Below are 13,040 nucleotides of genomic sequence, written 5' to 3' on the forward strand. Positions count from 1 at the left end.
CCATGGGAAAGCACAAGAAGAAGGACCCCGCCGCCGCCCGGACAGGGAAGCTGACGACCTCGTCGTCGTCACCATCGGCGCGCGCGACGCCGCCGGCCGCGCCTCCCGCGCCGGCCGCCCCGTCGGGCCCCACCCCGCTCACCGGGGAGGTCCTCGGCCGCCTCCGCGCGGGCACCCACCACGATCCCCACTCGGTCTACGGCGCGCACCGCGACGGCGCCGGCTCGGTCGTGCGCACCGTGCAGCCCGGCGCGGTGACCGTCGAGATCGACCTCGGCGACCGGACCGTACCCATGGAGCCCGTCGGCGACGGACTGTTCCACGCCGCGCTGCCCGACGCCGACGTCCCCGACTACCGCTACCGCGTCGCCTACGCGGACGGCCACACCCGCACCGTCGCCGACGGCTACCGCTTCCTGCCCACCCTCGGCGAGGTCGACCTGCACCTCATCGGCGAGGGCCGCCACGAACGACTCTGGGACGTCCTCGGCGCCCACGTCCGCACCTACGACACCCCCCGCGGCCCCGTCACCGGGACGTCCTTCGCGGTGTGGGCCCCCAACGCGCGCGGCATCAGCGTCGTCGGCGACTTCTGCGGGTGGAACCCCGTCGCCCTGCCCATGCGCTCGATCGGCTCCTCCGGCGTGTGGGAGCTGTTCGTCCCGGGCGTGGGCGACGGCGCCGTCTACAAGTATTGCGTGCGCGGCGCCGACGGCCGCACCGTCGACCACGCCGACCCGCTGGCCGTGGCCACCGAGGTGCCCCCCGCCACCGGGTCGAAGGTGTTCACGTCCGGTTACGAGTGGGACGACGACGAGTGGATCGCCGCCCGGGCGACCCGCGACCACTCGCGCTCCCCCATGACCGTCCTCGAGGTCCACGTCGGCTCGTGGCGCCCCGGGCTCTCCTACCGCGAGTTCGCGCACCAGCTCGCCGAGCACGTGCTCGACACCGGGTTCACCCACGTGGAGCTCATGCCCGTCGCCGAGCACCCGTTCGGCGGATCGTGGGGGTACCAGGTGTCGGGCTACTTCGCCCCCACCAGCCGGTTCGGCTCCCCGGACGACCTGCGCTACGTGATCGACCACCTGCACTCGCACGGCATCGGGGTGCTCGTGGACTGGGTGCCCGCGCACTTCCCCAAGGACGAGTGGTCCCTCGGCCGGTTCGACGGCACCCCGCTCTACGAGCACGGCGACCCGCGACGCGGCGAGCAGCCCGACTGGGGCACCTTCGTGTTCGACTTCGGCCGCCGCGAGGTCCGCAACTTCCTCGTCGCCAACGCCCTGTACTGGGCCGAGGAGTTCCACGTCGACGGGCTCCGCGTGGACGCCGTCGCCTCGATGCTCTACCTCGACTACTCCCGCGAGGACGGCCAGTGGACCCCCAACGTCCACGGCGGCCGCGAGAACCTCGAGGCGATCTCCTTCCTCCAGGAGGTCAACGCCACCCTGCACCGAAAGCACCCCGGCGTCCTCACCGTGGCCGAGGAGTCCACCTCCTGGGGCGGTGTCACGGCGCCCACCTACACCGGCGGCCTCGGCTTCTCCATGAAGTGGAACATGGGCTGGATGAACGACACCCTGCGCTACGTCGGGCTCGACCCGATCTACCGCGGGTACCACCACGGCGAGATCACGTTCTCCATGATGTACGCGTGGAGCGAGCGGTTCGTCCTCCCGCTCAGCCACGACGAGGTCGTCCACGGCAAGGGCTCCATGTGGGAGCGCATGCCCGGCTCCTCGTGGGACCGCGCCGCCGGGATCCGCAGCCTCTACGCCTACATGTGGGCCCACCCGGGCAAGAAGCTGCTCTTCCAGGGGCTGGAGTTCGGGCAGACCACCGAGTGGGACGCCGAACGCGGCGTCGCGTGGGACGACCTCGAGGGCTGGGAGGGCGAGTATCACCGCGGCATCCGGGACTGCGTGCGTGATCTCAACGCCCGCTACGCGGAGAACCCCGCGCTGTGGGCGCTGGACGACGACCCGTCGGGCTTCTCCTGGATCGACGCGAACGACTCCGAGCACAACACACTGTCGTTCCTGCGCACCGACCACGCGGGCAACACCCTCGCCTGCGTCGTGAACTTCTCCGGTGCCCCGCTCGGGGACTACCGCATCGGCCTGCCCGAGGCCGGGTACTGGGAGGAGATCCTCAACACCGATGCGGGCGCGTACGAGGGCTCGGGAGCCGGGAACCTCGGCGGGGTCGAGGCCGAGCAGATCGCCCACCACGGTCGTCCCTACTCCGCCGCGATCACCGTGGGCTCCCGCGCCACCGTGTGGTTCCGCCACACCCCGGCCGGATAGCGACGAGCCGTCGACCGCCCCCGTGGAGCGCGGGGCGGTCGGCGGCGACACACGGGGACCCCGGGGGGGGGCGGAGCCGGAGACGCGCGCCCCCCGGGGTCCCGTTCTCAGTACAGGGCGCTCGCCAGGTCGCGCCGCGCGGCCAGCACGCGCGGGTCGTCCACCGGCAGCGCCTCGAGCACCTCGAGCAGCCGCGCCCGCAGGGTGGCCCGGTCGTCGCCGGCCGTGACGCGGATCGCGTCGACCAGAGCCGAGAACGCGGTCTCGTACTCCCCCGCGACCAGCGCAGCGTCGGCGGCGCGCAGCGCCACGGCAACCGTGCCCTCGTCCGTCCCGGGGTCCCCCGCGGCGTCCGCGACCCGGCGGGCCGCCTGTACGTACCGCAGCGCCTCGACGAGGGAGTGATCGCCCGGGCGCGCGTCCACGAGCGCGGTGAAGCGTTCCTCGGCGGTCGCGAGATCGCCCTCGGCCAACGCCTCCTCCGCGGCGTCCCGCTCGGGATCGGCCGCCTCCGCAGGATCGGTCTCCCCGGCGTCCGGCGCCGGGCCGCTGAGTTTGCCCTCGGTCGCCCGGAGCACCGCCGCGAGCCACTGACGCAGCGCGTCCTCCGGCTGCTCGCCCTCGAAGTCGGCCAGCGGCCGGCCGGCCGCCACGGCGTACACCGTCGGTACCGCCCGGGCCTGGAGGGCCTGCGCGATCCCCGGGGCCACGTCGACGTCCACCGTCGCGTGGACCCACTGGCCACCGGCCTCCTCGGCCAGCGCCGCCAGCGTCGCCGTCAGCGCGGTGGGCGCCCGCTGGGACACCAGCTCGAGGATCACCGGCACCTGGGTGGACCGGACGAGCACCTCCTGCTCGAAGGAGGCCTCGTCCACGTCCACCCGGACCGGCGATCCCCCGGCCTGCGGCGCGCCGCCCGGGCCCGGGGCGCGACCCGCGGGGGTCGCGTCCCGGCGGGTCTCGGCCCGCTTCTTCAGGCCGGAGAGATCGACGGCGCCGGCGAGCGACGCCGCGAGCTTCTGCTCGGCGGCGGACGGGGGTCGGTTACCTGGTCTCGTCACGTATCCGATCCTGCCACGCCGCGCGGCGGGGGGTGTCAGCCGGCCGCGGGCACCCGGATGATCAGGGCGTCACCCTGACCGCCGCCGCCACACAGGGCGGCCGCGCCGAGTCCGCCACCACGGCGGGCGAGCTCCAGCGCCAGCGTCAGGACGACGCGGTTACCGGACACGCCGATCGGGTGACCGATCGAGATGGCCCCACCGTTGACGTTGACCTTGTCCGAGCTCAGCCCCAGCATCCGGGTGGAGTGCAGCCCGACGGAGGCGAACGCCTCGTTGAACTCGAACAGGTCGATGTCGGCGACCTCGATGTCCGCCCGCTTGCAGGCGTCGAGGACCGCGTCGGCGGGCTGGTGCTGCAGCGTCGAGTCGGGGCCTGCGACCGTGCCGTACCCGACGATCTCCGCCAGGACGGTCCAGCCCTCGGCCTCGGCGCGGGCGGCGCTGGTCACGATGACCGCGGAGGCGCCGTCGGAGATCTGCGACGACGACCCGGCGGTGATGGTGCCGTCCTTGGCGAACGCGGGCTTGAGCTTGGCCATCGACTCGGGCGTGGAGTCGGCGCGCACACCCTCGTCGGTGTCCACGACGGTCTCGCCCTTGCGGCCCTTGACCGTCACCGGCACGATCTCGTCGGCGAACCGGCCCTCCGCGGCGGCCGCGGCGGCGCGCTGGTGCGAGACCGCGGCGAACTCGTCCTGGTGCTCACGGGTGATCTCGAGCTCGACGTTGCGGGCCTCGGTGAGGGCGCCCATCGGCTGGTCCGTCGGCACGTCGTGCAGGCCGTCGAACGCCATGTGGTCCAGGACCTCGATCGAGCCGTACTTGTAGCCGGCGCGGCTCTTCGGCAGCAGGTGAGGCGCCTGCGACATGGACTCCTGGCCGCCCGCGACGACGACCTCGGAGTGGCCCGAGCGGATCGCCTGGTCGGCGAGCGCGATCGCGGTCAGCCCGGACAGGCACATCTTGTTGATGCTCAGCGCGTCGACGTGCTTGGGGATCCCGGCCGCGAGCGAGGCCTGCCGCGCGGGCATCTGCCCGTTACCGGCGGACAGCACCTGACCCATGATCACCTGGTCGACGGCGTCCGCGGGGACGTTCCCGCGCTCGAGCGCGGCGCGGATCGCGATGCCGCCCAGCTCCGGCGCGGACAGGGACGACAGGCCCCCCTGCAGGCGGCCGAACGGGGTGCGGGCACCGGAGACGATGACGGTGCGGGTGGGGTCGGCGGTCATGGGACACCTTCCGATCGAGGGGAAACGACTGTACTGGCCAAACTACCGCGAAGGGGGAACCGATAACGTGGCAGGTATGACGACTACCCCAAGCGGCCAGCCCCTCCTCCCGTCCGAGCTCGTCGTGGCGATCGACCACGTCGGCGTGGCGGTCCCCGACTTCGACGCCGCCGTGGCCTGGTACCGCGACAACCTCGGCATGGAGAACCTCCACGAGGAGGTCAACGAGGAGCAGGGCGTCCGAGAGGCCATGCTGGGGTCGCCCGGCCGCCCCGACGGCAGCGCCCTCCTCCAGGTCCTCGCCCCCCTCGACGAGAGCTCGACCATCGCCAAGTTCATCGACCGCAACGGCCCCGGCATCCAGCAGATGGCGGTCCGGGTGACGGACATCGACGCGATCACCGAGCACCTCACCGGGCGCGGTGTCCGGGTCCTGTACCCGGCCCCCAAGCGCGGCACGGCGAACTCGCGCATCAACTTCGTCCACCCCAAGGACGCGGGCGGTGTGCTCCTCGAGCTGGTCGAGCCCGCCGCCGACCCGCACTAGGCGTGGCCGCCCCGCCCGCGGCTAGGGTGGGGCACATGTCGAGCATGCACACACCCCCGGCGACCGCCGACCCGTTCGCGGTGGTGCGCAGGGGTTTCGACCGCGAGCAGGTGCTCTCCGCCCTCTCACGCCTCGAGACGGAGGCGGAGCTCCTGCGCGCCGATCGGGATGCGGCCGTCGCCCGTGCCGACCGGGCGACGGCCGAGGCGGAACGGGACCGCGCCCGGGTGCGCGAGCTCGAGGCACGCGTCGCCGAACTGGGCCGGGCGCCGGTCACGAGCGATCAGATGTCCGACCGGCTGGCCACCATGCTCTCGCTCGCCACCGCCGAGGCCGCAGCGATCCGGGACGCGGCGCTGGCCGAGGCCGACCGCATCCGGACCGAGGCCGACGAGGAGGCGTGGCGGCTGGGGCAGACCGCGCAGGCCGAGCTCGCGGAGGTGCGCTCCCGGGCGGCCGCGGTCCGTTCCGAGCACACCGCCGTCCTCACCGCGGCCCGCACCCGTGCCGAGGAGCTCGTGCGGGCCGCGCAACGCGAGGCCCGCCGTCTCGACGAGGAGGCCGCGCGTCGCCGGGCGCAGGTCGACGAGGACCATCGTCTGGCCTCGGATCTGCGGCGCAGCGAGTCGCTGCGCGAGGAGCGCGAGCGCCACGACGCGGCCGTCGCCGCCGCGGAGGCCACGCGCCGCCGGGCTCAGGACGAGGCGCGGCAGATCGTCGACCGGGCCCGCGGGGAGGCGGAACGCCTCACCTCGCTGGCCCGCACGCACACCGAGGAGCTGCGGGCGCTGCGGGAGAGCGTCGTCGCCGACCTCGCACGGATCCGCGCGAGACTCGAACCGGTACCGGGTCCCGCCGGGGACGCGGAGTTCGACCTGCCGCCTCGGCCGGGGTTCAGCTCCAGCGACGGGTGAGCCCGCGGCGACCACGACCCGCCCAGCAGCCGGCGTGCCAGTGCCGACGCTCCTCGTCGCCACGCGGCCTGTCCGGCCACGCCACCACATGGGCCGTACCCGCGGTGACGAGGTGGTCGCAGCCGGGGCAGCGGTAGTCCTTCACCGCCCGGGACGGCGGTATCCGCCGGACGTGATACGGGTCGGGGTCGCCGGCGGGACCCTCCTCCAGCCCGGCTCCGCCGAGTCCGTCCCGCGGCGGGACGGGACGTTCACCGCGCCCACGGTGGTGTCTCCTGGGCATCGCTCGGCCGGCTCAGAACAGGCGCAGGTCGGTGGACTCGATCCCGCGGAGCGTGTCGTAGTCGAGGGTGACGCACCTGATCCCCCGGTCCGTCGCGAGTGTCCGCGCCTGCGGCTTGATGACCTGGGCCGCGAAGATGCCCGTCACCGGGGCGAGCAGCGGGTCGCGGTTGAGCAGCTCCAGGTAGCGGGTGAGCTGTTCGACGCCGTCGATCTCGCCCCGACGCTTGATCTCCACCGCCACGGTCGTCCCGTCGGCGTCACGGCCGAGGATGTCCACGGGCCCGATTGCGGTCATGTACTCACGCCGCACGAGGCTGTACCCCGGGCCGAGCGTCTCGATGTGCTCGGCGAGCAGCTCCTGGAGGTGCGCCTCCACCCCGTCCTTGACGAGACCGGGGTCGACCCCCAGCTCGTGCTGCGACTCGTGATGCACCTCGGCGATGGTGATGCGCAACTGCTCCCCCGCCTTGTTCTCCACGATCCACAGGCGGTGTTCCGGGTCCTCCGGATGCTCCTGCTCACTGAGGGTGCACGGCGGGGTCATCCAGTTCAGGGGTTTGTACGCCCGGTCGTCCGCGTGCACGCTGACCGAGCCGTCGGCCTTGACCAGCAGCAGCCGGGGAGCCATGGGAAGGTGTGCGGTGAGACGGCCCACGTAGTCGACCTGACAGGTGGCGACGACGAGACGCAAGGAGTCCTCCTGGATTCGGGCGGCTGAGCGGGAGCGCGGCCCCGGGAGTCAGCGGTGGGGGCGCCGGGGCCGGATCTGCTCGGTCGAGCAGGCCTCGACCCAGGCGAGCAGACCGGTGAGTTTGGCCGGGGCCAGGCACAGTTCACCCTCCACGACCCCGCCCCGACGGTCGGTTCCGGAGAACGGCACGATGAGCTCGCCCTCCTCCGCCACGTCGAGCTCGGGCCCGGTCGGCTGTCGTCGCGAGCCGAGTTCCAGGCTGCGGCGGTCGAGTCGGACGTCGGCGCCGAACCGCACGCTCGCGAGACGGTAGAACGCGACCTCGGTGTCGGAGTAGCGGACCGCTCCGTAGCGCCAGGACTCCTCCCCCGCCCTGCGCACCAGGACGGAGGTGGAGTTGCGGCGGACGACGACCAGCCGATAGACGACGGCCGCGACCACCGGGATCAGGACGAGCACGATGACGACACCGAGAACGATCTCGATGGGAGCCGTCACTGGGCTCATCTCCTTCCGGTGGCCGCGGCCGTGGGAGCGGTCGGGCCGGGTACCTGAACTAGGCGCCGGCCTTCTCGACGGCCCGGAGCCGACCACGGGCGGCCGCGGCGGCCGCGGCGTCGTCACCCGCCTCGGACAGAGCCTTCTCGGCGGCGGCGCGATCGATCGCGTCGGACCACTCGGCCGCCTCGCCGAGAATACTGACCTTGTTCGCGGTCACCGAGAGGAAGCCGCCCTGCACCGCGGCGACCTTCTTCCCCTCGTCGGTGTAGACCGTCACGGTGCCACCGGCGTCCAGTTCACCGAGCAGCGGCTCGTGCCCGGCCTGGATGCCGATCTCGCCCTCGGTGGTCTTGGCGACCACCATCGTGGCGGTACCGGACCAGAAACGGCGCTCGACCGTGACGAACTCGACTTCGATGTCAGCCATTGTCTACGGTCACTTCCCCGCGAGTTTCTTGGCGGCCTTCTCGACGTCGTCCAGACCGCCGATGCCGTTGAACGCCTGCTCGGGCAGGTGATCCAGCTCGCCCTTGCACAGCTTGTCGAAGGCCTCGATGGTCTCCGAGAGCGGCACGACCGAGCCGACCTGGCCGGTGAACTTCTCGGCGACGAGGAAGTTCTGGCCGAGGAAGCGCTCGAGACGACGCGCGCGCTGGACGGTGACCTTGTCCTCCTCGGACAGCTCGTCCATACCGAGGATCGCGATGATGTCCTGGAGCTCCTTGTACTTCTGGAGGATCCGGATGACTTCCTGCGCCACGCGGTAGTGCTCCTCGCCGACGATGCCGGGCTCGAGGATGCGCGAGGTCGAGGTCAGCGGATCGACGGCCGGGTAGATGCCCTTCGAGGCGATGGAGCGGGACAGCTCCGTGGTCGCGTCGAGGTGGGCGAAGGTGGTCGCCGGCGCGGGGTCGGTGTAGTCGTCCGCGGGGACGTAGATCGCCTGCAGCGAGGTGATCGAGCGACCGCGCGTCGAGGTGATCCGCTCCTGCAGCTGACCCATCTCGTCCGCCAGGGTCGGCTGGTAACCGACGGCGGACGGCATACGGCCGAGCAGCGTCGAGACCTCGGAACCGGCCTGGGTGAAGCGGAAGATGTTGTCGATGAACAGGAGGACGTCCTGTCCCTGCACGTCGCGGAAGTACTCGGCCATCGTCAGGGCCGAGAGGGCGACGCGCATACGCGTCCCCGGCGGCTCGTCCATCTGGCCGAACACGAGGGCCGTGTCCTGGAGGACGCCCATCTCCTCCATCTCGAGGAAGAGGTCGGTGCCCTCACGGGTGCGCTCACCGACACCGGCGAACACCGAGGTGCCGGAGAACTCGCGCGCGATACGGGTGATCATCTCCTGGATGAGCACGGTCTTGCCGACACCGGCACCACCGAACAGACCGATCTTGCCGCCCTTGACGTACGGGGTGAGCAGGTCGATGACCTTCACGCCCGTCTCGAGGATCTCGGTCTTGCCCTCGAGCTGGTCGAAGGCGGGGGGCTCGCGGTGGATGCCCCACTGCTCGCCGTCCCGGCCGGTGCCGGGGGCGTCGAGGCAGTCACCCAGGGCGTTGAAGACGTGGCCCTTGACGACGTCACCGACGGGCACCGAGATCGGCTTGCCGGAGTCGACGACCTCGGCACCGCGGACGAGTCCGTCGGTGGACTGCATCGAGATGCAGCGCACCATGTTGTCGCCGAGGTGCTGGGCGACCTCGAAGGTCACCGTCTTGGCGACGGCCGGGAGGGTGATCTCGGCCGTGAGGGCGTTGTAGAGGGCCGGGAGGGCGCCGCGCGGGAACTCCACGTCGACGACCGCGCCCAGGACGCGGGAGACCCGGCCGGTGAGACCGGCCGTGCCCGTCGTGCTCTGATCGGTTACAGCTGTGGTCATTGTCTAGTCACTTCCTGCGCTCGCGGCGAGCGCACCGGCTCCGCCGACGATCTCGCTGATTTCCTGGGTGATCTGTGCCTGGCGGGCCTGGTTCGCCTCGCGGCTGAGGCCCTCGACGATCTCGGTCGCGTTGTCCGTCGCCGACTTCATGGCCGTACGACGCGCCGCCGACTCCGAGGCCGCCGACTCGAGCAGTGCGGCGAACGCACGCGTCGACATGTACCTCGGGAGCAGGTTGTCGAGCAGTGTGTCCGCGTCCGGCTCGAAGGTGACCTCGGGCTTGTACTCGGCCTCCGGGGAGTCCATGTAGTCCTCGCCCAGATCCAGCTCCTCGATCTCGACCTGCGTCTCGATCGGGGCCAGCCGCCGCGCCTTGGGCTTCTGGGTGAGCATCGACACGAACTGGGTGTACACGATGTGGACCTCGTCCACGCCCTTGCGGGTCGTGTCACCCTGCTCGTCCTGACCGAGGAACTCGGAGGCGTCGAACGATCCCTCGCCGCCGACGGCGAAGGCCTTCGACAGCAGCTGGAAGGCCGGGCGGGCCTCCTGGTAGTCCGGCTTCTCGGAGTGCCCGTGCCACGACCCGGCGAGCGGGATCTCGCGGAACGTGTAGTACACGATGCCCTTGTTGCCGAGCACGTAGATGTCGACCTCGCGGCCCTCGCCCTCGAGGAACGCGATGAGCTCGGCGGCCTCCTTGAGGACGTTGTAGTTGTAGCCGCCGGCCATACCACGGTCGGAGGTCACCACGAGCACCGCGGACCGCTTGGGGTCCTCGGGCTCGTTGAGCATCCGGTGCTGGATCGACGACGCGCTCGCGAGGTCGGTCAGGATCGCCGTGATCTGGTCCGCGAACGGCTTCGCCGCGGCGACGCGGGCCTGGGCCTTGGAGATCTGCGAGGTCGCGATCAGCTCCTGGGCCTTGGTGATCTTCTTGGTCGAGTTGACCGACTTGATCCGGTCGCGCAGTTCACGCAAATTCGCCATGGTCTCAGATCACACTCCTCTCGCCCGAGTATCGGATGGCTGTCATCGCGAGGCCTCAGGCCTTCTTCTTCTTGGTGACCGTCAGCGTCTCGCGGTCGATCTCGTCCTCGGAGAGCGCCTCGGCCTCGGGCTCGTTGACGACCCGCGAGCCGTCGGAGGCCACGAAGCCCTCCTTGAACTCGTCCGTCTTGGCCTTCAGCGTCGCCATGGACTCGTCGCTCAGCGCGGCGCCGCCCTCGATCTGGCTGTACACGTCCGCCGCGGCGTGGTGCAGGTGCTCGAGGAGCTCGTTCTCGAAGCGACGCACGTCCTCGACGGGAACGCTGTCGTAGAAGCCCTCACCGGCGAGGTAGATCGAGACGATCTGGTCCTCGACGGCCACCGGCGAGCTCTGGTCCTGCTTGAGGATCTCCACCAGGCGCTGCCCGCGCTCGAGCTGGGCCTTGGAGGCGGCGTCGAGGTCGGAGGCAAAGGTGGCGAAGGACTCGAGGTCGCGGTAGGCGGCCAGGTCGAGACGCAGCGAACCGGAGACCTTCTTCATGCCCTTGGTCTGCGCGGCGCCACCGACTCGGGAGACGGAGATACCGACGTTGACGGCCGGACGCACACCGCGGTTGAACAGGTCGGACTCGAGGAAGACCTGGCCGTCGGTGATCGAGATGACGTTGGTCGGGATGAACGCCGAGACGTCGTTGGCCTTGGTCTCGATGATCGGCAGGCCGGTCAGGGAGCCGCCGCCCATCTCGTCCGACAGCTTGGCGCACCGCTCCAGCAGGCGGGAGTGCAGGTAGAACACGTCACCGGGGTAGGCCTCGCGGCCCGGCGGGCGACGCAGCAGCAGGGAGATGGCACGGTAGGCGTCGGCCTGCTTGGACAGGTCGTCGAACACGACCAGGACGTGGGCGCCCTGGTACATCCAGTGCTGGCCGATGGCCGAGCCGGTGAACGGCGCGAGCCACTTGAAACCGGCCGAGTCGGAGGCCGGGGCGGCCACGATGGTGGTGTACTCCATCGCACCGTGCTCCTCGAGGGTCGCCTTGACGCCCGCGATGGTGGAGCCCTTCTGGCCGACGGCGACGTAGATGCACCGCAGCTGCTTGGTCTTGTCGCCCGACTCCCAGTTGGCCTTCTGGTTGAGGATGGCGTCGATGCAGACGGCGGTCTTGCCCGTCTTGCGGTCACCGATGATGAGCTGACGCTGGCCGCGGCCGATCGGCGTCATGGCGTCGATGGCCTTGATGCCGGTCTGCATGGGCTCCTCGACCGGCTGGCGCTCGAGCACGGACGGGGCCTGCAGCTCGAGGGCGCGGGTCGTCTCGGACTCGATCTCGCCGAGGCCGTCGATCGGCTGGCCGAGCGGGTTGACGACGCGGCCGAGGAAGCCGTCGCCGACGGGCACGGAGAGGACGTCACCGGTGCGACGGACCTCCTGACCCTGGGCGATCTCCTCGAAGTTGCCGAGGATGACCGCACCGATCTCACGGTCCTCGAGGTTCAGCGCCACGCCGAGGATGCCGCCCGGGAACTCCAGGAGCTCGTTGGCCATCGCCGAGGGGAGACCGCTGATGTGCGCGATACCGTCACTGGTGTCGACGACGACGCCGACCTCTTCCTTGGTCGCGTCGGTCGAAACGGTTGAGGTGTAGTTCGCAATCGCGCTGCGGATCTCATCGGAGGAGATCGTCAACTCCGCCATGTCATTCCTGCTCTCAAAGTCGGGATGTGCTTTAGAAGGTGTTTCGCGAGCCTCGACCACTGGCGACCGCAGCTCGTCGTTCGACCGGTCTGTCCGGTCAGCGCAGGGTGCGCCGCAAGGCGTCCAGGCGACCCGCCACGCTGCCGTCGATGATCTCGTCGCCCACGCGGACCACCGCCCCGCCCAGGAGGGCGGGATCGACGTCGTTGTGGATGGCGAGCTCCCGGCCGTAGATCGACGCGAGCCGACCACGGAGGTCGTCGGCCTGCTGCGATGTGAGGGGCTCCGCACTCGTCACCACGGCCACGGCGCGACCACGGAGTTCCGCGGCCTGCCTGGAGATCTCCATGAAGTCGTCGGCGGGCATCCCGGACGGCCGGGCGACGGCCTGCGAGGCCAGGGCCTCGGTCACCGCCGTGACCTTGCCGTAGAGCACCTGGGCCAACAGAGCCCGCTTGGCGTCGGCCGGGGTGGTCTTGTCGGCCAGTGCCTGCTCGAACTCGGCGTCGCCGGCGACGATGCGGCCGAGCCGGAACAGCTCGTCCTCGACCGTCTGGAGCTGGTCCTGCTGCTCCGCGGAGCGCAGGAGCGCCTCGCGGCCCAGCAGGATCAGGCCCTCCCGCAGTTCACGCGGGTTGGACCAGTCCGCGGAGACCGCAGCGAGCAGGAGATCGAGCGTGGTCTGGTCGACCTTCCACCCGAACACCCCGCGAACGAGGTCCTGGCGGGCCTCCACGGGGGCGGACGTGTCGGCCACGGCGACCCGGAGTGACCGGTTGTCCTCCAGGACGTCGACGACCTGGAAGAGCTCCTGGCCCACCTTCGCACCGGTGGCGCCCCCGGCCGGGTTGGCGGCCAGGGCGGACGTCAGTGCTTCACGGGTCTGGTCGAGCGCGTCGCGACTCGCTGCGTGCATGGACTCCACT

Annotated in this window: 13 protein-coding genes; 3 read left to right on the forward strand and 10 right to left on the reverse strand. The window is 71.1% G+C overall.

Going from position 1 to position 13,040, the window contains the following annotated elements:
* Positions 1-2: 2 nt before the first annotated feature.
* Positions 3-2,309, forward strand: coding sequence for a 1,4-alpha-glucan branching protein GlgB (gene glgB, locus RWK90_RS02210; protein WP_314034237.1), 2,307 nt, complete (start codon positions 3-5; stop codon positions 2,307-2,309).
* 107 nt (positions 2,310-2,416) lie between these two features.
* Here glgB and RWK90_RS02215 read toward each other — a convergent pair whose 3' ends face one another.
* Both RWK90_RS02215 and RWK90_RS02220 read right to left on the reverse strand, forming a co-directional pair.
* Positions 2,417-3,370, reverse strand: a complete 954-nt coding sequence (locus RWK90_RS02215; protein ID WP_314034239.1) for a tetratricopeptide repeat protein — start codon at positions 3,368-3,370, stop codon at positions 2,417-2,419.
* Positions 3,371-3,405: 35 nt separating this feature from the next.
* Entirely contained in the window at positions 3,406-4,605 is a 1,200-nt protein-coding gene (locus tag RWK90_RS02220) for an acetyl-CoA C-acetyltransferase (RefSeq protein WP_314034241.1), read from the reverse strand.
* 76 nt (positions 4,606-4,681) lie between these two features.
* Here RWK90_RS02220 and mce point away from each other — a divergent pair, with 76 nt between their 5' ends.
* Together mce and RWK90_RS02230 are read left to right on the forward strand one after the other, a co-directional pair.
* On the forward strand, positions 4,682-5,152 hold the full coding sequence (mce, locus tag RWK90_RS02225; protein WP_314034243.1) for a methylmalonyl-CoA epimerase: 471 nt from the start codon (positions 4,682-4,684) through the stop codon (positions 5,150-5,152).
* 35 nt (positions 5,153-5,187) lie between these two features.
* Entirely contained in the window at positions 5,188-6,066 is an 879-nt protein-coding gene (locus RWK90_RS02230) for a hypothetical protein (protein ID WP_314034245.1), read from the forward strand.
* Here the strand turns inward: RWK90_RS02230 and RWK90_RS02235 are convergent.
* The 8 genes from RWK90_RS02235 to RWK90_RS02270 form a co-directional block, all read right to left on the reverse strand.
* A complete protein-coding gene (locus tag RWK90_RS02235) occupies positions 6,047-6,349 on the reverse strand; it encodes an ATP/GTP-binding protein (RefSeq protein WP_314034247.1) in 303 nt (100 codons plus the stop codon). The two genes, RWK90_RS02230 and RWK90_RS02235, sit on opposite strands and share 20 nt — an antisense overlap.
* Before the next feature lie 12 nt (positions 6,350-6,361).
* Entirely contained in the window at positions 6,362-7,042 is a 681-nt protein-coding gene (nucS, locus tag RWK90_RS02240; protein ID WP_314034249.1) for an endonuclease NucS, read from the reverse strand.
* Positions 7,043-7,090: 48 nt separating this feature from the next.
* Complete coding sequence (locus RWK90_RS02245) at positions 7,091-7,540, reverse strand: DUF2550 family protein (RefSeq protein ID WP_314034251.1); 450 nt, start codon at positions 7,538-7,540, stop codon at positions 7,091-7,093.
* A gap of 58 nt (positions 7,541-7,598) precedes the next feature.
* Positions 7,599-7,970 carry a F0F1 ATP synthase subunit epsilon gene (locus RWK90_RS02250; protein ID WP_314034253.1) on the reverse strand — a complete coding sequence of 124 codons (372 nt, stop codon included), beginning with the start codon at positions 7,968-7,970 and terminating at the stop codon, positions 7,599-7,601.
* Positions 7,971-7,979: 9 nt separating this feature from the next.
* Positions 7,980-9,428: a F0F1 ATP synthase subunit beta gene (gene atpD, locus RWK90_RS02255; protein ID WP_314034255.1), complete on the reverse strand. Its 1,449-nt coding sequence runs from the start codon at positions 9,426-9,428 to the stop codon at positions 7,980-7,982.
* A 3-nt stretch (positions 9,429-9,431) separates the two neighbouring features.
* Positions 9,432-10,418 (reverse strand): F0F1 ATP synthase subunit gamma, encoded by a 987-nt coding sequence (locus RWK90_RS02260; protein WP_314034257.1) that lies wholly within the window; start codon positions 10,416-10,418, stop codon positions 9,432-9,434.
* 55 nt (positions 10,419-10,473) lie between these two features.
* A complete protein-coding gene (gene atpA, locus RWK90_RS02265; RefSeq protein ID WP_314034259.1) occupies positions 10,474-12,114 on the reverse strand; it encodes a F0F1 ATP synthase subunit alpha in 1,641 nt (546 codons plus the stop codon).
* A gap of 97 nt (positions 12,115-12,211) precedes the next feature.
* Positions 12,212-13,030 carry a F0F1 ATP synthase subunit delta gene (locus RWK90_RS02270; RefSeq protein WP_314034261.1) on the reverse strand — a complete coding sequence of 273 codons (819 nt, stop codon included), beginning with the start codon at positions 13,028-13,030 and terminating at the stop codon, positions 12,212-12,214.
* Positions 13,031-13,040: the final 10 nt, after the last annotated feature.

It is taken from the genome of Dietzia sp. CH92, from assembly GCF_032248695.1.
Taxonomy (GTDB): Bacteria; Actinomycetota; Actinomycetes; order Mycobacteriales; family Mycobacteriaceae; genus Dietzia.